Here is a 23,460-nt window from a genome sequence, read left to right as displayed (position 1 = left end):
ATGCTAAACGAACTTGCACAACGTGACGACAACCCTTTTGATTTAACAAAGGCGTCCGACTTTTCTGACACACAAATATTCAACTACTGGGTAGATATCGTAGAAGAACATGGCGGCCTTTTAACTGTCCTTAATTTGAGGTCGGTCATGCCTATGTTGCTGTTAGGTGGAAAAGGAAGCGGTAAGACGCATTTGATGCGATATTGCTCTGCTCCAGTACAGTCTCTCAGACACGGTGGCAGCCTCAGCTCCGCTGTCAGCCAAGAAGGCTATTTGGGCATATATGTATCCGCTGACGGCCTAAATGTTGGTCGTTTTGCAGGGAAGGGGCAAACACAAGAAACTTGGACAGCAATATTTGGATATTACTTTGAACTATGGCTTACGCTAAATTTAATATCTATAATAATATTAAAGAATAAATCAGAACCACTCTTACTTGATGAGACTGCTTTCGCCAGAGAAGTCTCCGCCCTATTTGATCTTCCACCTCAGGACATACAAAGCTTAGATAGCCTATATACTTTTCTTGAGGAGAAATTACGTGGCGTCGATAGCATAGTTAACAACTCTGCTGTAACTAGAAGCTTGGCAGGCCTGGAAATAACTTTTTCACCTGGACGCCTTTGCTTCGGCATTCCACCTATCATTGCGAAGTATGAACAATCACTGAGCGAAGCAACGTTCGTCTATTTAATTGACGAAATAGAAAACCTTAGCGTAGAGCAACAAAAATTTTTAAACTCCCTCATTCGCTACCGCAAGGGTAATGCCACACTCAGAGTAGGCGCAAGATTATATGGAATTAAGACATATTCAACCGCGGGCTCTGGCGAACCCATAAAGCGCACTGCAGAATACGAAAGAGTTGAACTAGACAGTTTTTTACGTGGACATGAAAAAGAATACGCAAAGCTGGCAGAAGAACTGGTGGCAAAAAGACTTAATTCAGCTCACACAGGTGTTGTGGACTTTAAAGATGTCTCCAGCTTCTTTGAAGCAATCTCGCCTGCAAACTTTTATCAGGAGCTTACATCAAAACTCGCGAGCTCCAGACAAACGTCCGAAAATGATAGGCCTTATTTTGAAAAGCTGAAAGCGCACCTGAGTCAGGTCTTTGGCAGTAAATCCGAAGGTAAAGTCCAAGAAATAATTGATCTTTTGCGCACAAACGAATTTCCTCTTGTCGAGAAGCTAAACATACTGCAGCTTTATAAAAACTGGGGAACCCCCAAACAAATCCATGACGCCGCGCTTCAGATACACCAAGATTCGATTGAATTAATTAATAAATCTAAACCCTCAAAAGAGTACGTTCAAACTTTTGAACATTTTGATTCAGATCTACTCGCACAACTATTCAGGGACTATAGCCGCAAAATTCCATATGCGGGACTAGATACACTAATACACCTATCTCAAGGGGTGCCTCGCAATCTTTTAGGCGTATTGAAGCAGATTTATCGCAGGTCCCTCTTTGCAGGTGAGAAACCGTTTGCTGGCGGCACTATAAGCTTACAATCGCAGACTGAAGGAGTTATGGATAGCGCGGTTTGGTTCTGGGATGACGCTCAACCTGACAGTTACGGCACCGAAGTTAGAGATGCGGTGGAAAGATTAGCAATTTTATTAAGAACCATCAGATATAGTGATAAACCATCAGAGTGCGATTTATGTGCGTTTAGCGTGGATGAGTCGAAAATTTCTGAGCAGGCTCGACTAACTCTCGAACGAGCTGAAAACTGGTCGTATTTACTAAAAATAAGGGACGGAGCAAAAAACAAGAACACGCAAAGCGTCGACTCTAAGTTTCAGCTCAGCCCGATGTTAGCGCCAAAGTGGGGCCTGTCTGTTCACCGGAGAGGCACGCTTGAGATAAGGCCAGATCTTGCAAATTCGATATTTGACCATGCACACTCATCCAGCTTCGAAGCACTATTAAAGTCTCGGGTTTCGGCGATGTCTGCACCTGGCTTTTCCGCAAAGGCATCCTCTGACCAACAAGTACTATTCTAAAATGACCAATATCTCATACTTGTTAGATGCAAAGACACCCCTTGAATTTGATAAGGAGTGGGATCTCTTCTTTTCAGCTCTTAATGATAGCGAGCGAGTCACTGAAACATTTAGACAGATAAAAGCTGATAAAAAATATTGGCTTATAATACCAGAATACCAGTACACCGCAGCAGAAGAGCCGGCGGACGAATTAATTCTACGAACCGACAGCTTAAATGAAGCGGACCAAATAATAGAAACCATTGGCTCGGTATTAAATGAAAATAATAAACACTCAAAAATCTGCGTCGACATTACAGGTTTTATGCGGCCGCAAATTTTGTTCATCCTACGATACTTTAAAGCAAACAATATAAATACGTTCGACATGATTTATACCGAGCCTTTGCACTACACTCGAAAAGAAGATACAGATTTCACACTAGCGGACGTTACAGAAGTTCGGCAAGTTTCAGGCTTTGAAGGAATTCACAATGTTGACATGTCTAGAGAAGTATCAAACGATATACTTTTTTTAGGAATTGGGTACGATAGTGATCTCATGTCCAGAGTGTCTTTAGATAAAGATCGCGCTCGTCATCTTCAATTGCATAGTCTTCCATCTCTTAGCGCCGACATGTACCAAGAAAGTTTAATCCGATTAGATCGCGCCGGTTTACCCAATAACAAAAGTGATGATCAAGTATTCTTCAGCAGCGCCAACGATCCATTCTTCACCGCTACAGCTCTTTCTAAAGCACTTCAAAAGCTATGCCAAAACACGCCGCCTTCCAACTTATATCTAAGTCCATTAGCTACGAAGCCACAAGCTCTGGGATTTGGTCTTTTTTATCTAAAAGAACTAGACGGCGCACCAGCAAGTATTATTTTCCCGTTTTCTGAAAAGTACTCCAGAGAAACTAGTAAAGGCATAGGAAGGAGCTGGCTCTATCCGATTTTTTTGCAGTAAACCATCATCTAACATACTAGGCGCGGTGCGCACATACTCCGCCCCTAACTAGCCCTTAGCTTCGGTAACGCTTGTTCCGGGTCTACATCAAGGGTAAATTTAGGGATAGTATTTTTTCACACCCACAACAAATCCTTTTTAATCAGTTATTTACGCATTGATTCGACTCCTGGTGCCGCACCATACAAAACAAGCCCTCGCAGAAATGCGGGGGCTTTGTTGTTTCAGGGTGTTCACTTTTGTCCACTCCCTGAAAAAACCTGCTCGCGATGAGGCCGTCAAACCCATCGACAGTCCTTCGGCCAAGACAGGACAGCCTTCTCAGAACACCACGACCGGGCATCCTCAACCAAACAGCATCCTTTGCCAGTGATCCTCACCCACGATTGCAATTGAAGCACCCGCCTCCCGCAGCTCCACTGCCTTCATGATCTTCGTTCCATAGGTACTGTGCCGCCACTGCTCATTACCTACGCTGCCGACCACCAGGTAATGCACCTTCTTACTCACCCCGCCCCCAATCAAACCGCCACGCTCCTCCACCAATGCCTGACAATCTTTACGTGGCCCAAAAGCCATGACGCCTGTAAATACAAACATCCGGCCATCCCACACCAAATCAGGGGCTGGTGAGTTGAAGGGCAGGTCCGTTGGCGCAACGACAGCAGCGCCGCCAACCTTCGACCTCTCAATATCCACGCCGGAAAAACTACGCAGCACGTTAAGCAGCTCAAGAGACTCGTCCGGGTCCAGGGCATCGTCCTGAAGCATGGATGCCAAACGCGAATACAACAGATTGATCACCGGGTCATTCAGATGGACGAGATTACTCTCCAACCATCGCTTGAGAAAAATAGCTTCGCTCGTGTTCACGACACCGTCCGCCGTAATCCCAGCCGCCAGCCCCAACAAGGCATCGGCTGCGCGCCGATCGATGCGTGTGCGGTGCAAGAATTTGCTGTTTTCGAACTCGCTGTGTAGGTCCATTACGGTGGCTCCTTTGGGTGCGTCTTGGCTCGATACGGAAGCAATGCTGGCTAAGGGAGTGTTGTATTAAAACGTAGCATTACCGCGCACGGTTCCTAATTTTTTGATCAAGGAAATAAATCTGTCCCCTTTTCTCTTTGCGCTTTGCCGGACAGAGGTCCAAGTGCAACTTAATCTAACCGGCGTGCTCATTCCCGCAAGACGCATTCATCATGGACATGCAGTCTCGCCAGCATCCCGCCACGATTGCTCTCGACCCAATCGCCCGCTACTCTCCAACTGTCGCTGCCAATTCAGCGACCGGGCCTGAGAACCCGAGTAAGATGCAGGCGCTCCAGCGCCCTGACCACGTTTGCGGCGTTTTTTTATGTCCGCATTCCGTGTAATGGCGGCTGTGTGTGGGAGACCTTCGGGTCTGCCGGGTTCCTGTATCTCCGGTTTCTCAGCCTGCGCACAGCTGCCACCCATTCGCCTGAGAACGAACGTGGCGGCTCTCACTTGATATGGGAGCTTTACCGATGCATGCCATGGATTCGCTGCAGTCTTGCCTCATTTCCTTTTCAACTGTCACCCACTGCCAACGGCCCAACGGGGGTGCGCAATGACTCATCCCAAAGACCTCAGAACCCCAGGCCTAACCCCCTTCTCCTTCCACTCCGACCGCCCACTCTTTCGCATCGCCAGCGGTGTTCCCATCGGTGAAGCATTGTCCCATGCCTCCGATCTGCTCCACGTTGCCAAACTGCTGGCCGAAGACGCAGCGATGATTCGCAGCACTGACCGTTACGCCTGGGCATCGTGTTATTTGCAGGATATGAGCAAGGCGGTAATCGACGATGTGGTGAAAGTGCTGGAAGCACCGGGAAACATCTCCTTCTAAACCAGTAAACCCTGCAACGCTGCTCGATTGATGAGAGCAGCATTGCACGGGTATGGACTGTGAGGAACCAAGTTAAATCGCCTGCAAATCTCGCAAAGCCTCGGGGTGCTGAGTCGCGACGCGCAACAATGTCTGTGCCGCTCCCGTTGGTTGCCGACGTCCCTGTTCCCAGTCCTGTAATGTTCTTAGGCTGACTCCCAGCAGCTTAGCGAATGCGCTTTGAGAGCCCCCACTTTCGCTCTCGCTTCAGCAGCAACCGACAAAGGCATCTCTGTTACACGAGCTGCTTTGCCAGCTTTCATCTGTCGAACAAGACACGCTCATCAGATCAGTAAAAAAGATGCGCTTTGCAGCCATAACAGCAAGGCTCGCGACAAAAGTCCCGCTACCCCTCATCCAACCCGATTTTTCGTCGACACCTTCAAATGACAGCCCCACCCGTCCCAAGGCTCCGCTGCCGCTCGACTACACTTGCCCAGACATCCCGCTCCAAGAGCAATCGACAATGAAGATCCGCACCAAAATCATAGCGTCGGGGTTGGTCAGTCTTTTCTTTGCCCTTTTGCTCGGCGGTATCGGGTTGTGGGGTTATCACTCCATGACCGAGTCTCTGGTGGAGAACGAGACCAGCATTTCCGCCATGCGCAAGCACATGGAGGCGGACATGATGCACGATGCCATTCGTGCCGATGTCTTGGCTGCGTTGGTGACAACGCCTGGGGATGTTCAGGAAGCCAAGGAAGTGCAGGAGGCTTTTGACGAGCATTCGCAACGAATGCGCAAGGTGATTGCCGAAAACGCCGAGGCGAAGTTGCCGGAGGAAGTCGCCAAGGCCATCGTCGAATTGAAACCACAAGCCGATACCTATATCGATAAAGCCAAGCAAGTGATCGGCAAGGTGCTGGGTGGCGCCAAGGACGTGCAAGCGCTGCGGGCGGAGTTCAACGCAGCGTTTTCGGCATTGGAGGAACGCAACGAAGCCGTGAGCGAGCTGATCGAAAACCAGGCCCAAGCCTCTCGCGAGAACCAGGATGACAGCATCCAGTCTTCGGGACGCTGGTTAATCGTGACGTTACTGGCCACCTGTGTGGCCCTGATACTGTTGTCCTGGCGCTTGCTCAAGGCTGTGCTCACACCGTTGAACAATATCATCCTCAACACCCAGGCGATTTCCCAAGGTGATCTGCAACGGTCCATGGGGACGCATGGCAAGGATGAGCTGGGTCAATTGCAGAGCGTCATTGAACAGATGCAAGCCAACCTGCGGCAGATGATCGCCACGATCCGCAGCCAGAGTGACGAACTGCACGGCACATCCCGTACCTTGGACGACACCGCCCGGCAGATCGTGTCCAGCGCCGATCAACAGGCCCAAAGCGCGACCAGCATGGCGGCGAGCATGGAGCAGATGATGGCGAACATCAGTCAGATCCATCAGCACGCCGACAGCGCGCGAACGATTTCGGCGCAGTCCGAACAACTGGCAAGCAGCGGCGGGCAAGTGATTCTCGGGGTGGTGGAAGGCATGAGCCGCATCGCCGAGGTGGTCAATCAGTCCTCCACGAAGATCACGGCGCTGGACGCTTCGTCCGAAGACATTCATTCCATCATTCAGGTGATCAAGAGCATCGCGGAGCAAACCAACCTGCTGGCGCTCAACGCCGCCATCGAGGCCGCCCGCGCCGGAGAGGCAGGTCGGGGTTTTGCCGTGGTCGCTGATGAAGTGCGCAACCTGGCGGCGCGTACCACCCAGTCCACCCAGGAAATCACCGCGATGATCGAACGCATCCAGACCAGTGCCCGGGATGCCGTGTCGAACATGCAGGCTTGCGTCAGCCGCGTGGACGAAGGGGTGAACCTCGCCCAGCAGGCCGGGGTGTCCATCAGCGAAATCCGCACTGGCGCCCGTCATGCCGCCGAAGTGGTCGAGGAAATATCCCAGACGATTGCTGAACAATCGAAGGCCAGTGATGAGATGGCTCAGCGGGTAGAGTCGATTGCCGCCCAGTCGCGGGAAAACACGCTCTCTATTCACCATCTACAGCAAACCGCCAATAAACTGAACACTGCGGCAGGGTCGATGCAGTCTTCGGTGCAGCAGTTCAAGATCTAAGTTCTATTTGTGGCGAGGTATTTTGCTCCCGCTTGGGGGCGACGTCGCCGCGCAACCCAGCGGGAGCAAGCTACCTCGCCACGAAGCTGATTCTGCTAGAGCTTCAATTTTCAAATCAGACCTGACTCACCTCGAACACAAACGAAATCTCCCGCTTCTGGGCGCTCCAGACATAGCGGATATGCTTGCCCTGCACCGGAATCGAAACCGCCGGCGGGCGAAATGCAGCGACGCATTCGTGACCAGGCAGACGGACGCTGTTGTAGAGCAGGCCCCAGGATAATGTTTCACGCAGTTGCCGGGCGAATACCTGGGACGGGCCGTAAGCGGTGGGGTCCGGATCGTGGAGGTGGGGGTAGTCGTGGCGGATGTCGTGCAAGGGCTTGATGACCTGGTTGACGTAGGTGCGCATGGTCAACTCCAGGTCCGGCTCATTGGTCGCCCCGAGAAAGCGCGCCTGGTGATAGCAGGTTTCGGCGATAGCGGCTTCCTGGCTGCTGGCGGCATAGTAGACGCCGAAGGTACCGTCGCTGAAGCGGCTGCTTTTGCCGATATGCGTGAACGCCGCCATTACCGGCGAGGAGCCTGGCCCGGAAACCCGGTCTTCGGGACGGACCCGTGACAGCACACCGGCCTCTTCCATCAATCGATCGTTGGTCAGCGCTTCCAGGGCATAGGCCGTGGGCAGATCCTCGGGATCGAGTACATCTTCGAACAGCGTAATCGGCGGGAAGCTGCTGTTGACGATCCGATAGGCACGCTTCCATTGCGGGTCCGTCAGAGGTGGCGCCATCAGCCGCGTACTCCGTCGAGATAGCGCCGAACATCGGCGATATCCACCACCCGTCCGGCCAGCATGTAGGACAGCGCCGATTGGCCGTTGAAGGGCGCAGCGGTATTGGGGCTGCTGACCCATTGATAGGCCCGGTCCCGGCTGTTGCTGAAGATGATGCTCAGCGCCTTGTGAATGCCCATGAGGTAGGAGATGCGCTCAAGGGTGTCGCGAGGCAACCTGACGTTGGTGGGCAATTGTTTGTACTTGTAGAAGGTGGTGTTCCCGACCTTGCCCAGCAGTGTGCGCTGTTGCTCGACACTGCAGCCCCACAGCTCCATGAGGTTGAAGAAAAACTTCAACGCGATTCGACCCGCGTCCGGGGAATCCAGTTGTTGCTGTGCGTTGAGGGTGATGGAGGAAGTAGCCATGAGATCTGGGCTCCTTTTGCAAGTGATGCGTAGAGGATAATACACATGTGGATATAAATTAAGTTTTAATTCGCAAATGAATTATCAAGACTGAGATCAAGCCCGGGTCCACCAGGCTTTGTCACTTATCCGTCTGGCATCAGCCCTGACAAAAAGAATTACACAAGCCAACACCCGCCAAACCAGCAAAAAAACAAAATCCCACTTAAGCTCCAACCAGCACCTACCAGAGCTTTTCACCACAAAACCGCGACAACCGTGGCAAGCTGCACGATGATAGCCACATGCACAGCCTGACCCGGGCCAGGTGCACAACAATAGCGAGCCCACTTAAGCAGAGGGCATTACCTCATGGATAGCAGAACCCTACGCAACCTCATGCGCATCGTGCAGACCGGCTCGTTGTCGGCGGCGGCGGAACATTCGTGTCTCACGGTGCAGGCATTGGCGGCGCAGTTGAACAAGGTCGAGGAGCAATTCGGCTTCCGGTTGTTCAGGCGTTCGAACAAGGGCCTGACGTTGACGAGCCAAGGCTCGGAACTGACCCCTTTCATGGATCAGGTGCTTGTCGCCACACGGCAGCTTGAAGAAAAAGTCACGGCGTTGAAGAAGCCCCGGCAGCGCACGCTGAAAATGGCGCTCAATACCACCCTGCCGGCGGAGTTCAACCGGCGGATGATCGATCGGTTGATAGCCGTCTTCCCCCAATATCAGCTGGAATTCAGTTACGCCGAATCGATGGAGAACCTGAGCAAACTCAAGAATGAAGATTTTGACCTGGCCATCCTGATCGGGGCGCAGCAGAGCGGCTTTTCCAGCATCACCATGCCTGATGTGCAGGTGCGGGTGGTGGGCGCCCATTGCGGCAATGAGGGGGATTCCCTTGATTTGCTCGGAGACAGGTTTCAGGTACGTCCCGCAGAAGAATGTCCGTATTCCCACAGCTTCCTGCGTTTTCTCGATGCAGGGCTGAGCGAATATGGCTCAAGTCAGCGAATGGTGTATTCCTGCAGCGAAACGCTGACGTTGTCGTTGATTACCCAACTCGATGGGCTGGGGCTGGTATCCCGGGATGCGGCATTGCGCAACGGCTTGACGATTTTCCCGGACTTCGAGGACCATCTCGAGGTACGCCTGGCGGTGAATAATCCCGAACTGTCCGGTCAGGCGCTGAACGATGTGGTGGACATGGCGTTACAAGAACGAACCGAGCGCGATATACGCCGCCGTACCCACCGCCACACTGAGAAACAGGTTACGGCTGAAATACGCACATAGCAGCGTGGGAATCGCGGCGTAGAACTCCGGACGGTCGAGTTGTATCTGCTGATCCTTGATCAATAACGGGGTGAGGCTGATGGCAGCGACGATCGCCACCGGCAGATATTCCAGGGCACGGGCAATGAAGGGCGGCCAGTGTTCCGTGTTGACCTGCAACGGCAAGGCACGGGGCAGGAAAGTCACGGCCATCATCAGAACCACCACCAGGATCAGGAACGTTTGGTCAGGCATACGCCCACTCCGCAGCCAACGAACGTGGCGATAAAGACATTGAATGGCGAACTGCCCAACAGGCTCAACACGCCCATGCAGACGACGGCCGCCAGGGCTGCGATCAGCTTGTTACGGGTATTGCACAGCGAAACCAGCACGTACAGCATCATCGCGGTCAAGGCATAGTCGAGCTGATACTTGATCAGGTGTGCCGCGTATTGCGCACACACGGCGCCCAACAGGCCGCCGAGCACCCAGGACGTATGGCAGAACAGGTTGAAGCCAATCAGATAGCGCACACTCACCGGCGCCCCGCTGCCCAGCTTGACGCTGTGGAAAGCGAACGACTCGTCCGTAAGGCCGGACGCATAGCACCAACGCTCGAAACGACTGAGCCCCAGCGCACGCAAGGCCTTGGCCATGTAGACCGACATCAGCATGTGTCGCGCATTGATCAGGAATGTAGTAAGCACGATGGTGGTCAGCGACGCCCCGCTGGAAATCAATGCCAGCGCCGCGAACTGCGACGCGCCCGCGTAGACGAACAGGCACATCGCTACCGGCAGCCACAAGGGCAACCCGGCATTGACCGCCATCAGACCGAACACAAACGAAACCGTAAAATAACCCGCTACCACCGGACTGGCTTCGGCGAAGGTACGCGAGGCTTGTGGTTCGACCACCAGCGGCTGGCTGGAAGTCTTGCTCATAGATCCCTCTCGAAAGTGATTTCACCCCGGGGTTCACAGAACCCCTGGGCTGCCCAAAAACGCTTGCCGGCCAGATTAGCATCGTCGACGAACAGGAACATGCGCAGCACGCCCACCCGTTTCATGTCGGCGGATGCCGCTTCCACCAGGCGCTGGCCCAACCCCTGGGTGCGGTGCCCTGGGCTGACCGCCAAGTGATTGATGGTGCCACGGGTACCGAGCATGCCGCCAATCACCGCGCCCACCACAAAGCCACTGGTGTCGATAGCCAGGTACGCCGTGGTGGTTTCCTGCAATAACACCCCCCGCAGGAACCGGGCATCCTGCCACTCGCAGAACGACACTTCGTCGAAACCGCGAAAAAACTGCTCCATGCGCTCGGCATCCCTGACCATCGCCCGGCGCACCAGCACCTGCTGCTCCGGGTCTTCCATGGGTACCAGCTGTTCAGCGAACAATGTCAAAAGCGGTCCCGGGCCGCGAGAAGGAAATCGCCAGGATCTGCCTGAACGCCATTTCATGGCTGTGGACATTACGAGCCGGGGTCACGTAGTGGCGCATGTCACGATCGAGGAAGAATGTCGTATCGAGGATGTCCTCGTAGGTAATCGCCGCCAGTTGTTCTTCCTGTGCGGTATACAACCGGCTCTCGGCGCCGGCCACATTATGACGGCCCCAGAAGTGCACACCGCTGAACGGATACCCGTCGCAGTGAATCCCTTCAGGCGTGATTTCCAGTTGTTTGCCCGGCTTGATCTCGATGCGGATCTGATGGATCTGGCACTGCCAGATTTCATCATGCAGTTCCTGCGGCAGGACGTTCTTGTACACCTCGAAATCCGTGTCGATCAGACTGCGCATCACCGGGGAGTTGATCACTTCGTTGGAGAAGTCTTGGAAGTGTCGCTCCAGTCCACCCACATAGCTGTTGTTGGCCTTGGACTGGATATAGGCCCGGTGTTCGAGCTGCTTGAGCTCGCGGGTCTGGGGGTTGTATTCGAAGTCGCTGTAACGGCGAAAACGCATGCCTGACTCGGCCTGGCCGTAGTAGCTGTCAGGTTCCATGTTGTCCCAGCTTTTGGTCAGCCGGACAAAATCGCCGAAATGACCGTAGAGATTGAAGTCTCCACCACGGACGTTAACGTATTTGTCACGTCGTAGCGCTTCGCCCACTTCCCTGTTCAGAACGATCATTTTTATTAGGTCTCCACTGCATTGAGCGGCCTAATCTAGTAGGTGCAGAATTTCCGTCCATGAAAAAGAATTTGAATCACCTCAAGGCACGCTTGAAGCGAAGGGTGAAGAGCCTCTAGCACGACTTTTTTCGGGAAAACAGTCGATTACAGTAATATTTCTGGCGCCAGAAGCCAAAAACCCCCGAATTCGAATTCGAGGGTTTTTTGGCTCAGATAACGCGATCAGGCATCAGAAGACATTGATCGGGTAATCCACGAACACTCGCAGTTCGTTGCCGCTGACGTTGTACTCGCTGGATTTCTGCGAAACACGCAGGACAGAACTGCGCAACCTCACGCTGAGATCCTTGGCCGGACCGTTCTGGACCACGTACTTGAGCTGATTGAAGATTTCGCGCTCAGTGCCACCTTCACTGGTGGAGGTGGTGATGTTATCGCCACGCACGTAAGCGACGTTATAGGTCAGGCCGGGAACGCCGAATGAGGTGAAATCCAGGCCGTAGCCCAGTTGCCAGCTGCGTTCGTCTTCCGCGTTGAAGTCGGACCAGTAGGAGTTGGCCAGGTAGATAGTGTTACCGCCGTCCCCCACCCGATTCTGTCCGCGCTGATAGCCACCATAGGCGTAGCCCAGGTTGCTGTCGCCGGTGCTGCGCTGGTGAGCGAGGGTGAAGCTGTGCGGCCCGGTGGCGAAGGTGGCGGCCAGGCTCCAGATCTTGTTGTCGTCGCCAGTGACGTTGTTCTCACGAACGTAGTCGTTGTCCAGCTTGGTGCGGTAGCCGTTGAAGTCCAGCGTCAGGGACTGATCCTTGGCCAGCGGGAACACATAGTTAGCGTTGACGTATTGCTTCTTCAGCACATCTTCGACATCCGAGGCGTAGAGCGAAGCCTTGAACTGCTCGGTGAACTGATAGCTGCCGCCCAATACGTTGATCGACTTCAGCCCACCGCTGTCGCGACCTTCGGCGCTCTTGCGCGATTCGGCGGTGAAACGGCCGGCGTTCAGTTCCAGGCCCTTGATCTCCTTGGACGTGATCAGCGTGCCGGTATAGCTTTCCGGCAGCAGCCGCGAGTTGTCGTAGTTCAACACCGGCAAGGCTGGCATCTGGTCACCATAGGCCAATACCGTGTTGGAAACGCGGAACTTCACTGCTGCACCGAACCTGGAAAGGTCATCCGCCGCGTTGCCGCTATCGCCTTGCTTGAAGAAGTCGATGCCGCCCGCGCCGCTGCGGCCTTTGCCGCCATCCAGACGCAACGCGTACAGGCCAAAGGCGTCCACCCCTACACCGACGGTGCCTTGGGTGAAGCCGGATGAGAACGTACCGATAGCCGCCTGGCCCCATTCGGCCTTGTCCTGGTTGCCGTCTTTGTAGTCACGGTTGATATAGGCGTTGCGCAACAGCACTTTCAGGCTGCTGTCTTCAACGAATCCCTTGGACTCGGACTGGTCGCTGGCCATGGCGTGTGTCGTGCTCAAAATCCCCAGTGCGATCAAACCGATGCGCGTATTCAACATGATTGTTTTCCTTGTATGGGTTGATACGCACTGCGACCGGCAGCCGAAATGGCGCTTTCTGCGCTCTTTTTCGGACTCTTGCCCCTGAAATAATGAAAAGGCCCGCCCACGAGTGATCGTGTCGGGCCTTTTTATTATTTAAGAGTCATGGCTGTTAGCCACAGGCGTAGGACGAATCCTAGCCGTGTCTTCAAGATTGTGTCAATTTCGTGAATCGTCTTTGATCAGGCAAAAAACATCTAAGAATCCGAACATCCATCAAGACTGCAGACCGGTGCCGGAGAAGAGGCCTGCACCGGCAAGGACAGATTCAACCACTCGGCGAACGCCTCGGGCTTGCCAAGCCAGGGACCGATGTCCACCCGCGTGAACTGCCCATTCTGTTGCAGGGCCAGGGTTGGAAAGCCCTGGCCGCCGACCTTGGCCAGCAAGGCACGACTGACCTTGATATGGGTGTCTACATCGACACCGGTAAACGCCGACTGGAATGCCTCGGCTTCAAGCCCGATGGTCTGGGCCAACTCCAGCAGCACCATTTCATCGGCAATTCTCCGGCCTTCGACATAGTGTGCGGTTTGCAGGCGCCCCAGCAGATCCAGGCCCCGACCGCCCAGCCGTTCGGCAGCGAGAATCGCCGCGATGGGTGGCGCCGAGTCGAACACCGCACGCTCGTCCCGCAACAATCCCTCGAAATAGGCCTCACCAAACGGTTGCCCGGTGTATTCGGCGATCCGCCGGTCATGGGGCATCACGTAATTGCGTAACTGGGGTGAGACCAATTGGCGATTGGCGCCGGTCATCATACCACCGCCATGGGCGATCACCGGCAGCACCGCACGGGCAGCTTGCACCAGCGGTTTGGCGCCGTAGCACCAGCCGCACAGCGGGTCATAGATGTAATGAAGAGTGGTCATGGAAACTCCGCTGCCGTAAGGACTGATAACGGCAGCGTAGCTTCAGGAATGCCGCGGAAAAACGTCGGAATGGCTTTCAGTCTGTTTCTTGAATCGGTCGAATCCCGTTCCCCTGTGAGAGCGAGCCTGCTCGCGATAGCGATGGATCAGTTACATCGATGCCAGCCGGTACACCGCTATCGCGAGCAGGCTCGCTCCCACAGGGGCTGTTTCAGTCTCTGGTCCGTGCACACAAAAAAAGCGCTGCCATCCCGGCCAGCGCTTCTTATCAATCCGTCGAATTCTTATCCCTGCATGACATCCCACAACGCTTCCAGCTCCGCCTCGCTGAACAGTCCAGCGGGGTAGCGCTCCATGATCAACCGACGCGGATCAGGCTCTCTGATCTGACGCGTTCCGTTGGACTTCAACCACTGCGCCAGGGCTTGAAGCGACTCACCATTAACGGTCAAGGGATGGCATGTGCGCTCGCTTATCATATTCATTCCAGCGCCCTCTCCTGGTTGATGAGCGGCCAATTTATCCAAGGTTTATTACAAAACAACTCAGCTCCGCTCTTCGGAGCTGCCGGGATGCAGATACAAGAGCTATGCCAATGTATCCGGCGTCGGCATTAAACAAGCGCAAAAAAGCCCGCACCCCAATCGGGCTGCGGGCTCGCTTGAATGGATCCAAAACCGCCGACCCAGGGCCGACGCAATCGATATCACTTGGCTGTTACATCGCCACTCATTTTGTGTACGGCGCCGGTTGCTGTTGAGTAAGGCAATGGATATTCCCACCCCCCAGTAACAGTTCGCGACCCGGAACCATGACCACTTCGTGTTCTGGGAACAGGTTCTGCAGAATCTCCCTGGCCGTGGCATCCAGCGGATCGTCGAAGCTTGGCGCGATGATGCCGCCATTGACGATCAGGAAGTTGACGTAGGAACCGGCCAGTCGCACGCTCGGATTGCGTTCCTGGGAACCTTCCACCGCGTCCACGCCGGCGCATTCCGCCTCGGTGGCATACATCGGCCCCGGAATTGGCATTTTATGCACGATGAACGAGCGCCCTTTGGCGTCGGTGTTGTTTTGCAACACCTCCATCGCGGCGTGGCAGCGTGCGTAATTCGGGTCCTGTGGATCGTCGGTCCAGGCAAGCAGAACTTCGCCAGGACGCACGTAGCAGCAGAAGTTATCCACATGGCCGTCGGTTTCGTCATTGAACAAGCCGTCCGGCAGCCAGATGACCTTGTCCACCGCCAGTTGGGCACTGAGCACCGCCTCGATTTCCTCGCGACTCAAGTGCGGGTTACGGTTGCGATTGAGCAGGCATTCCTCGGTAGTGATCACGGTGCCTTCGCCATCGACGTGGATGGAACCACCCTCGAGCACGAAACCTTCAGTGCGGTAACGCGGGCTGCGCTCGATCTCGAGGATCTTGCTGGCTATTTGCGAGTCCCGGTTCCACGGTGAATACAGGCCGCCGTCAAAACCGCCCCAGGCGTTGAAGTCCCAGTCGACACCGCGTACCTCGCCATTGTCATTGATGACGAACGTCGGGCCGGTATCCCGGACCCAGGCGTCGTCGCTGGACATTTCCACCAGACGGACATTCGGTACGTCGAGGCGCGCCCGGGCGTTTTCATATTGAGCCGCAGACACCGCCACGGTCACCGGTTCGAAACGGGCGATGGCCTTGGCGACCGCTGTGTGGGCAGCCTGCGCAGGCTTGCCGCCCAAGCGCCAGTTGTCCGGGCGCTCGGGCCAGATCATCCAGACCTGGGTCTGGGTTGCCCACTCGGCAGGCATGTAGAAACCATCCGCGCGGGGAGTGCTGTGCAACGTTGTCATGAATCAGGACTCCAGTGAGCCATCGAGGGTTTTGATCGCTCCGTACAGGTTCGGACGGCGATCCCGGAAAATGCCCCAGGCACTGCGCATGCGCTCCAGCTCATCGAGATCGAAGCTGTGCACCAATACACCTTCTTCGGTTTCGTTCAGTTCCTGGACTTTTTCGCCAAACTGATTGGCGATGAACGACGAGCCATAGAAGGTAATGTCGTAACCGTCCTGTTCCTCGTTGCCAATACGGTTACTGACCACCAGCGGCATCACATTGGCGCCGGCATGACCTTGTTGCACGCGCTGCCAGTGATCACGGGATGCAATGGACTTGTCGTGCGGTTCGCTGCCGATGGCGGTCGGGTAGAACAGTATTTCCGCGCCCTGCAACGCCATGCTGCGGGCACATTCGGGAAACCACTGGTCCCAACAGATGCCCACGCCAATCTTCGCATAACGGGTATTCCAGACCTTGAAGCCGGTATCACCCGGGTTGAAGTAATACTTCTCATGGTAGCCCGGACCGTCCGGAATGTGACTCTTGCGGTACACACCCAGGTTACGACCATCGGCGTCGATGATTGCAATGCTGTTGAAACGCGCACGTCCGGCCAGCTCGAAGAAGCTGATCGGCAGCACGACCTGCAGCTCTTTCGCCAGCTTCTGGAAATGCCTGATGGCTACGTTCTCTTCAACCGAGGTCGCCAGCAGCAGGTAGTCCGGGTTCGTCTTCTGGCAGAAGTACGGAGTCTCGAACAATTCCTGGATCAGGATGATCTGGGCGCCTTTGGCTGCGGCCTCGCGAACCCGATTTTCAGCGGTCTCGATGTTGGCTTCGAGGTCCCAGGAACAGGCCATCTGGGTGGCGGCAACGGTAACGATACGGCTCATGAATCATCTCCGGGCGATGCAGCGGATGACAAAGAGGATAACGGCGGGCCCGAAGCAACCATGGCGTCGGGCAACGAAGACTTTATAACCGATAAAAATCGAGCTTTAAAGTTAAAAAATTATTTTAGGCAAAAAAAATCGCGAATATCACCGATAAAAATCGAAATATTCGCGATCAAATGGAGAATCGAGTCTCCAGGAAAACATCAGCCTCGGGTCAGAGTCCTTCGTCCAGCACCTTTGAAAGCATATCGACGAAGAAATCCACGCTTTGACGCGTCGTCATCATCGGTGGCTTGATTTTGAGGATGTTCAGATAGTCGCCAGTGGGCTGCATGAAGATGCCCAGCTCCCGAAGACGGTTGCACAGCGTCGCGGTTTCTTCGGTGGCGGGCTCCAGTGTGTCGCGATTACGGACCAACTCCAGGCCCAGATAGAACCCGGAACCGTGCACCGCGCCGACCAATGGGTATCGGTCCATCAAGGCTTGCAGCCGTGCCTTGAAATGACCGCCTACCACCCGGGCGTTTTCCCAGAGCCCTTCTTCCTCCATGACATCCAGCACCGCGATGCCGATCTGGCAACTGACCGGGCTGCCGCCGGACGACGAGAAGAAATAACCCTCGGCTTCCAACGCCTCGGCGATTTCCCGGCGGGTGATGACCGCGCCCAGCGGCTGGCCGTTCCCCATGCCCTTGGCCATGGTGATGATATCCGGCACCACGCCTTGCTCTTCGAAGCCCCAGAAAAACTCGCCCATGCGCCCGTAGCCAACTTGCACTTCATCAGCGATACACACGCCGCCGCGTTCGCGCACCAGCCCATAGACCTGTTTCAAATAACCAGGTGGCAGTGCGATACCGCCGGCATTGCCGTAAACCGGTTCGCAGATGAAACCGGCGAGTTGGCGTTTCTGCTCGGCAATTTTCGCCAGGTTGTGCTCGACACTGCGCACATAGTCCGGCGCGCTGTCGGGGCCACGGAATTCACCGCGATAAGTATTGGGCGCGGTCACCGGGTGCACCCAGTCCGGACGGCTGCTCAAGGCCTTGGGGTTGTCGGCGATGGACGTCGAGACCGCATCCGCCGCCACCGACCAACCGTGGTAGGCCTCCAGCACACTGAGCATGTCCCGCCCGCCGCTGTAGGCCCAGGCCAGGCGGATCGCCAGGTCGTTGGCCTCGGTGCCGCTGTTGACCAGGAACACCCGATCCATGTTTGACGGCGCCAGTGACAATAACCGTTCGGAAAATTCGGCAATCGCCGCGTAGTGGAAACGGGAGTTGGTATTGAGCAACGACCACTGCCGGGCAGCCACGGCCGCCATGCGTGGATGACCGTGCCCCAACACCGCGACGTTATTGAGCATGTCGAGGTAGGAGCGCCCCTGCATGTCGATCAGGTGGTTGCGCCAGCCACGCTCGATACGCGGCGGGTCGACGTAATAATGTTTCTGGGTACGGGCGAAGCTCGCATCGCGACGGGCCAGCAATGTCTTGGCGTCGACTTCCTCCTCGGCATCACAAGCCAGCCCGAGCAATACCGCCGGTGAAGGACACAATGCCTGCCAGGCCGGGGCTGCGGACGGGGTACAGAACAACGGAGGATTCAGGTGCGCGCCCCGGCATAGCTGCACCCGCAACGGGCCAGCCACTTCGCCCAAAACCTGTCCCTTGACCAGCGCGGCCCCGGCATGCAGCGGCGACGACACGCCCCACAGCCGAATGCTCAACTGCGAACTGTCCAGTTGCAGCATACCGTCGGCGGTCTTGTGCAATACCCCGGCGAACGGCGACTCGAGCGGCGTGCCGTGAGGTACATGCAGCTCCACATGCAGCGGGCAGGTATCAGGCTCCACGGCACTGTCCGGCCGGGTGCGTGACAACCGGTATTGGCCGTAACGACTGGCGGCCAATCCGTGAACGGCGGCGGCCTCGCTCAGCAGACGCTGATCGATACCTGGCCGCTCCCAGTTGCCGGCCTCGAAATGCGGGCTCAGCACCCCCAGGTCGATCAGAGCGAACTCACGGCCGACCAGGGTCGGCAACAGCGGTACGAAGCCTTCGCTGGCGATCGGTGGCAGGCTCTGGCCCACGGCGCTCAGGATTGCCGCCTCCATCAGTTCGAACGGCACCGAGTGGGCAACCCGGAAGATTTCCCATTCGTGCTCCAGATTGGCGCGGCTGTAGGCGTTGTCCGGGTCGATGGACACCTGTTGTTCGCCACTGAGCACCAGCACGGCGGCACGCGCCACAATCAGCGGCCAGAGCGCCAGCAGCTCCTCACGCTGCAACGGGTTCGTCGCGTGATAAGCCTGGATCGCCGGCAGGATGAAGAACGGATCGCCATTGGCGTGATGCAACAACGCCGCACAAGTCACCGACAGCTCGGTGATGCGCCAGGTGCGGACCAGGTCGCCAAAATCGATGACGCCTTGCAATTGCCACTGTCGCTGGGCATCGCGCTGCCAGACGACATTGTCATCGGTCAGGTCCATGTGGATGGCTTGCACCGGCAGATGGGACTTGAGCGGATGCAGGCGGCGCTCGGCCTGTTGCGCAACCTCGGCGACCAGGCCGCGTCGTTGATCGTCCCGGATGACCGGCAGCAGATGGCCGATCAGCGCATCGGCATGGCGGGCATCCCATTGCAGGGTACGCTCCAGGCCCGGATGGTCGAATGCGGCCAGGACCAGGTCGACTTCCGCACACAAGCGCCCCAGGCCACTCACCAGCTCCAGGCCCAGATGCTTGAGTTGGGTCAGGGGCTGGCCGTCGATGTATTCCAGCAACCTTACGTGAACCGCCTGTCCGTCAACGTCGAGCGTCAACAGGTCCTGGCCGTTACTGGCCACGATCACCCGTGGCACTTTTACCGTGCCGTGGCTGGCCAGTTGCCCGAGCGCCGCATGTTGGGCCTGGAGCTCTTGGACAGCGTAGTCACCATGGCAAATTTTCAACACAAATCGCCCGCGATCGCTGTCGACCCGGTAGTTGAGATCTTGCTGGCTGCCAAGGGGTCGCAAGTCGCCGCTGAGGCCGTAGTTCAAGCGCAGCAGCACCAACGCCTGCTCGGCGCTGATCTGTGGACTGGGCAAACTGGCACGATGAACCAACGTAGCGAGTGGCATACAACGACCCCTGATGTAGTTTTTATTGAACACCTATCACGCCATTGAGCCGAAGAATAAGCAACCCCTCTTTGTTGGAAGAGGACATTTGCACGTCTTCTGCGGACTGACGGATGCCTTTGGCCAGTATCCTCATCCTGGGTTGACCTGCCGATTCGGGGACATCCCCGAATATCCCGCTTGCACCGTCATCCGCATGCCGACAAGCTATGCTCCATATTTTGTCGTCTCATGGAAAAAAGGCTTAACCGGATGCGCATTCTCATCACTGGCGGTGCCGGTTTCATCGGCTCGGCCCTCGTACGGCATTTGATCCTTGATACCGAACACCAGCTCCTGAACCTCGATAAGTTGACGTACGCTGGCAATCTCGAATCGCTGAGCAGCGTCGATCACGACAGTCGTTATGAGTTCGTACAAGCCGATATCGTCGATCAAGCCACCGTCAGTGCAGTGCTGGCGCGGTTCAAGCCCGATGCGATCATGCATCTGGCAGCGGAGTCCCATGTGGATCGCTCCATTGATGGCCCGGCGGACTTCATCCAGACCAATATCGTGGGCACCTACAGCCTTCTGGAAGCTACCCGTGCCTACTGGCAGGCCCTGCCGGAACCGCAGAAACAGGCGTTTCGTTTCCACCATATCTCCACTGACGAAGTGTACGGTGACCTGCACGGCGTGGATGACCTGTTCACCGAAACCACTGCGTACGCACCCAGCTCCCCTTATTCCGCCAGCAAGGCGGCGTCCGACCATCTGGTCCGTGCCTGGCAGCGCACCTACGGCTTGCCCGTGCTGCTGACGAATTGTTCCAACAACTATGGGCCGTTCCACTTCCCTGAAAAGCTGATTCCGCTGGTGATCCTCAACGCCTTGGCCGGTAAGCCATTGCCGGTGTACGGCGACGGGCAACAGGTGCGGGATTGGTTGTATGTCGAAGACCATGCCCAGGCATTGCTGAAAGTCGTCACCGAAGGCGTGGTCGGCGAGACCTACAATATTGGCGGCCACAATGAACAGAAAAACATCGATGTCGTACGCAGCATCTGCGCGTTGCTCGAAGAACTGGCGCCCAACAAGCCCGAAGGGATCGAGCGCTATGTCGACCTGATCACCTTCGTCAGAGATCGCCCCGGCCACGACCTGCGCTATGCCATCGACGCTGGCAAGATCGAGCGGGAGCTGGGCTGGACGCCCAGGGAAACCTTCGACACGGGCCTGCGCAAAACCGTGCAGTGGTATCTTGAAAACCTCCAATGGTGCCGACGTGTCCAGGACGGCAGCTATCAGGGCGAGCGCCTCGGCTCGCTCGACGAAAAGGAATCGATTGCATGATGAAGGGCATTGTTCTGGCCGGTGGTTCCGGCACACGGCTGCACCCGATTACCCTAGGGGTTTCCAAGCAACTGCTGCCGGTTTACGACAAACCGATGATCTACTACCCGATCTCGGTACTGATGCTTGCGGGTATCAAGGACATCCTGGTGATCTCCACACCACAGGATCTGCCGCAATATCGCAACCTGCTAGGCAGTGGCAGCCAATTCGGCGTGCAGATCAGTTATGCCGAACAGCCCTCACCAGACGGCTTGGCACAAGCATTCCTGATCGGCGAACAATTCATTGGCAGCGATCCGGTGTGCCTGATCCTGGGTGACAACATTTTCCATGGACAGCACTTCGGCGAACAGCTGCAAACCGCCGTCAATCGACAGCGGGGGGCGACCGTATTCGGCTATTGGGTCAAGGATCCCGAGCGTTTTGGTGTGATCGATTTCGATGCTGACGGCCATGCCCTTTCCATTGAAGAAAAACCCGTCGAGCCCAAATCCAGCTATGCAGTCACCGGCCTGTATTTCTACGATAACGACGTGATCCAGATCGCCAAGGCGATAAAACCGTCCAAACGCGGTGAACTGGAAATCACCGACGTCAACAACGTCTATCTGCAACGTGGCGACCTGCATGTCGAGCGATTCGGTCGCGGTTTCGCCTGGCTGGACACCGGCACCCACGACAGTCTGCTGGAAGCCTCGCAATACGTGCAGACCATCGAGCATCGCCAAGGCCTGAAAGTGGCGTGCCTGGAAGAAATTGCCTACCAACAGGGCTGGGTCAGCCGCGAGCACATCCTTGAGCGCGCCGAGTACTTCGGCAAGACCGGCTACGGACAGTACCTGTTCAAGGTCGCCGGAGAATCACGTTGAACGTCATCGCCACCCGATTGCCGGACGTCCTGATCATCGAGCCGAAAGTCTTCGGTGACGACCGCGGCTTTTTCTACGAAAGTTTCAATGCCCGGGCGTTCGCCGAAGCCACTGGCTGTGACCTGCAGTTTGTCCAGGACAACCATTCGCGCTCGGCCAAGGGTGTGCTGCGCGGCCTGCATTATCAGATCGAACAGGCCCAGGGAAAGCTCGTGCGTGTCATCGCCGGCGAAGTACTGGACGTGGCTGTGGACATTCGCCGTAGCTCACCCACTTTTGGCCAGTGGGAGAGCGTGCGCCTGTCGGCGCAGAACCAGCGGCAGCTGTGGATTCCGCCAGGCTTCGCCCACGGTTTCATGGTACTGAGCGAGTCAGCGGATTTTCTCTATAAAACCACGGATTACTACGCGCCCGCGGCCGAGCGCTGCATCCGCTGGGACGATCCGGACCTGGCTATCGACTGGGAGTTGGAGGGCACGCCCACCCTCTCGTCCAAGGACCAGAACGGTAAGTTCCTGCATGAAGCCGACCTATTCCCATGAGTGAGCCCTTGCGAATCCTGGTCATCGGCAAGAACGGCCAGGTGTCCCGGGCACTCCAATCGCGCCTGGCCGACACCGGCGAGCTGATCGTGCGCGGCAGCGATCAGCTTGACCTGGCGCGCCCGGATCAGCTGCGCTCCCGCATAGATGCCCTGCATCCCGACCTGATCATCAACGCCGCCGCGCACACGGCCGTCGACCAGGCCGAGAGCGAGCCGGAACTGGCCTTTGCCATCAACGCCACCGCACCGGGGATCCTGGCCCTCGCAGCAAATGAGCTGGGCGTCCCGCTGATTCACTACTCCACCGATTATGTCTTCGATGGCCGCAAGCCAGAGCCCTACTCAGAAGACGACACACCCAACCCGCTGAGCGTCTATGGACGCAGCAAACTGGCCGGCGAGGATGCCATTCGCCAAGCCGGTGGCCAGCACCTGATATTGCGCACCAGTTGGGTGTATTCGACCGAAGGCCGCAACTTTCTCCTGACCATGCAGCGTCTGCTCCAGGAAAAACCAAACCTGCGGGTGGTCGCCGACCAGATCGGAGCACCGACCTGGGCTGGAACCATTGCCGACAGTACCGCCAGGCTTATCGAGCACTGGATGACGGGTCGGTGCGGCGCCTGGGGCACCTATCACCTGACGGCCCAAGGCGAGACATCCTGGTTCGGTTTTGCCCAGGCCATCGGTGAACAGTTGGTCAAGCAGCACATGCCTTGTGCGGTCATTGAGCCTATCCCGTCCAGCGACTACCCGACGCCGGCTCCACGCCCGCTGAACTCGCGCCTGGATTGCACACGTCTGCTCCGGGAATGGGGAGTGAGCCAGCCAGACTGGCGAAGCGCGTTGCAGCAGTGTCTTGCCGAGCGACACTAGTGTC

General features: G+C 56.3%; 22 protein-coding genes and 1 pseudogene. 9 read left to right on the top strand and 14 right to left on the bottom strand.

Annotation, left to right across the window (positions count from 1 at the left end):
- Nucleotides 1–2,016, top strand: coding sequence for a hypothetical protein (locus tag LOY35_RS01535; RefSeq protein ID WP_258629932.1), 2,016 nt, complete (start codon nt 1–3; stop codon nt 2,014–2,016).
- A 1-nt stretch (nt 2,017) separates the two neighbouring features.
- Nucleotides 2,018–2,968, top strand: coding sequence for a hypothetical protein (locus LOY35_RS01530; protein ID WP_258629931.1), 951 nt, complete (start codon nt 2,018–2,020; stop codon nt 2,966–2,968).
- Nucleotides 2,969–3,313: 345 nt separating this feature from the next.
- Here LOY35_RS01530 and LOY35_RS01525 read toward each other — a convergent pair whose 3' ends face one another.
- Nucleotides 3,314–3,955, bottom strand: coding sequence for a BRCT domain-containing protein (locus tag LOY35_RS01525; protein ID WP_258629929.1), 642 nt, complete (start codon nt 3,953–3,955; stop codon nt 3,314–3,316).
- A gap of 601 nt (nt 3,956–4,556) precedes the next feature.
- Here LOY35_RS01525 and LOY35_RS01520 point away from each other — a divergent pair.
- On the top strand, nt 4,557–4,835 hold the full coding sequence (locus LOY35_RS01520; protein ID WP_258629927.1) for a DUF3077 domain-containing protein: 279 nt from the start codon (nt 4,557–4,559) through the stop codon (nt 4,833–4,835).
- Nucleotides 4,836–4,907: 72 nt separating this feature from the next.
- Here the strand turns inward: LOY35_RS01520 and LOY35_RS01515 are convergent.
- Nucleotides 4,908–5,137, bottom strand: a pseudogene (locus LOY35_RS01515) (helix-turn-helix domain-containing protein).
- A gap of 203 nt (nt 5,138–5,340) precedes the next feature.
- On the opposite strand from LOY35_RS01515, the gene LOY35_RS01510 reads away from it, so the two are divergent.
- A complete protein-coding gene (locus LOY35_RS01510; protein WP_258629926.1) occupies nt 5,341–6,948 on the top strand; it encodes a methyl-accepting chemotaxis protein in 1,608 nt (535 codons plus the stop codon).
- A 115-nt stretch (nt 6,949–7,063) separates the two neighbouring features.
- Here LOY35_RS01510 and LOY35_RS01505 read toward each other — a convergent pair whose 3' ends face one another.
- Nucleotides 7,064–7,741, bottom strand: a complete 678-nt coding sequence (locus tag LOY35_RS01505) for an RES family NAD+ phosphorylase (RefSeq protein ID WP_258629925.1) — start codon at nt 7,739–7,741, stop codon at nt 7,064–7,066.
- A complete protein-coding gene (locus tag LOY35_RS01500; protein ID WP_047699874.1) occupies nt 7,741–8,151 on the bottom strand; it encodes an MbcA/ParS/Xre antitoxin family protein in 411 nt (136 codons plus the stop codon). Before LOY35_RS01500 ends, LOY35_RS01505 begins: the two co-directional genes overlap by 1 nt.
- Nucleotides 8,152–8,502: 351 nt before the next feature.
- Here LOY35_RS01500 and LOY35_RS01495 point away from each other — a divergent pair, with 351 nt between their 5' ends.
- Entirely contained in the window at nt 8,503–9,429 is a 927-nt protein-coding gene (locus LOY35_RS01495; protein ID WP_258629924.1) for a LysR family transcriptional regulator, read from the top strand.
- Here the strand turns inward: LOY35_RS01495 and LOY35_RS01490 are convergent.
- The 10 genes from LOY35_RS01490 to LOY35_RS01445 form a co-directional block, all read right to left on the bottom strand.
- The gene (locus tag LOY35_RS01490) at nt 9,346–9,663 is read right to left on the bottom strand and encodes an AzlD domain-containing protein (protein WP_047699877.1); all 318 of its coding nucleotides are present in this window, start codon (nt 9,661–9,663) and stop codon (nt 9,346–9,348) included. The genes LOY35_RS01495 and LOY35_RS01490 overlap by 84 nt on opposite strands.
- Entirely contained in the window at nt 9,642–10,355 is a 714-nt protein-coding gene (locus LOY35_RS01485) for an AzlC family ABC transporter permease (protein WP_258629922.1), read from the bottom strand. The genes LOY35_RS01490 and LOY35_RS01485 overlap by 22 nt, the downstream gene beginning before the upstream one ends.
- Nucleotides 10,352–10,789, bottom strand: coding sequence for a GNAT family N-acetyltransferase (locus LOY35_RS01480; protein ID WP_258633444.1), 438 nt, complete (start codon nt 10,787–10,789; stop codon nt 10,352–10,354). Before LOY35_RS01480 ends, LOY35_RS01485 begins: the two co-directional genes overlap by 4 nt.
- 13 nt (nt 10,790–10,802) lie before the next feature.
- Nucleotides 10,803–11,549 (bottom strand): 2OG-Fe dioxygenase family protein, encoded by a 747-nt coding sequence (locus tag LOY35_RS01475; RefSeq protein ID WP_258629920.1) that lies wholly within the window; start codon nt 11,547–11,549, stop codon nt 10,803–10,805.
- A 231-nt stretch (nt 11,550–11,780) separates the two neighbouring features.
- A complete protein-coding gene (locus tag LOY35_RS01470; RefSeq protein WP_258629918.1) occupies nt 11,781–13,067 on the bottom strand; it encodes an OprD family porin in 1,287 nt (428 codons plus the stop codon).
- Between the two features lie 239 nt (nt 13,068–13,306).
- The gene (locus tag LOY35_RS01465; RefSeq protein ID WP_258629917.1) at nt 13,307–13,981 is read right to left on the bottom strand and encodes a DsbA family protein; all 675 of its coding nucleotides are present in this window, start codon (nt 13,979–13,981) and stop codon (nt 13,307–13,309) included.
- Nucleotides 13,982–14,265: 284 nt separating this feature from the next.
- Nucleotides 14,266–14,466, bottom strand: coding sequence for a hypothetical protein (locus LOY35_RS01460; RefSeq protein WP_047699889.1), 201 nt, complete (start codon nt 14,464–14,466; stop codon nt 14,266–14,268).
- Nucleotides 14,467–14,710: 244 nt separating this feature from the next.
- Entirely contained in the window at nt 14,711–15,817 is a 1,107-nt protein-coding gene (aguA, locus tag LOY35_RS01455) for an agmatine deiminase (protein ID WP_258629915.1), read from the bottom strand.
- 3 nt (nt 15,818–15,820) lie between these two features.
- A complete protein-coding gene (aguB, locus tag LOY35_RS01450; RefSeq protein WP_258629912.1) occupies nt 15,821–16,699 on the bottom strand; it encodes an N-carbamoylputrescine amidase in 879 nt (292 codons plus the stop codon).
- Between the two features lie 217 nt (nt 16,700–16,916).
- Nucleotides 16,917–19,829, bottom strand: coding sequence for an aminotransferase (locus LOY35_RS01445; RefSeq protein ID WP_258629910.1), 2,913 nt, complete (start codon nt 19,827–19,829; stop codon nt 16,917–16,919).
- A gap of 252 nt (nt 19,830–20,081) precedes the next feature.
- Between LOY35_RS01445 and rfbB the strand changes: the two genes are divergently transcribed.
- The 4 genes from rfbB to rfbD are packed head-to-tail and all read left to right on the top strand — an operon-like array spanning nt 20,082 to nt 23,456.
- A complete protein-coding gene (gene rfbB, locus LOY35_RS01440; protein WP_258629905.1) occupies nt 20,082–21,164 on the top strand; it encodes a dTDP-glucose 4,6-dehydratase in 1,083 nt (360 codons plus the stop codon).
- Complete coding sequence (gene rfbA, locus LOY35_RS01435; protein WP_258629900.1) at nt 21,161–22,036, top strand: glucose-1-phosphate thymidylyltransferase RfbA; 876 nt, start codon at nt 21,161–21,163, stop codon at nt 22,034–22,036. The genes rfbB and rfbA overlap by 4 nt, the downstream gene beginning before the upstream one ends.
- On the top strand, nt 22,033–22,578 hold the full coding sequence (rfbC, locus tag LOY35_RS01430) for a dTDP-4-dehydrorhamnose 3,5-epimerase (RefSeq protein ID WP_258629899.1): 546 nt from the start codon (nt 22,033–22,035) through the stop codon (nt 22,576–22,578). Before rfbA ends, rfbC begins: the two co-directional genes overlap by 4 nt.
- Entirely contained in the window at nt 22,575–23,456 is an 882-nt protein-coding gene (rfbD, locus tag LOY35_RS01425) for a dTDP-4-dehydrorhamnose reductase (RefSeq protein ID WP_258629898.1), read from the top strand. Before rfbC ends, rfbD begins: the two co-directional genes overlap by 4 nt.
- Nucleotides 23,457–23,460: the final 4 nt, after the last annotated feature.

The sequence above is a fragment of the Pseudomonas sp. B21-028 genome, assembly GCF_024749045.1.
In the GTDB taxonomy this organism is placed as follows: Bacteria; Pseudomonadota; Gammaproteobacteria; order Pseudomonadales; family Pseudomonadaceae; genus Aquipseudomonas.
This window is presented reverse-complemented; position numbering and strand designations above follow the sequence as displayed.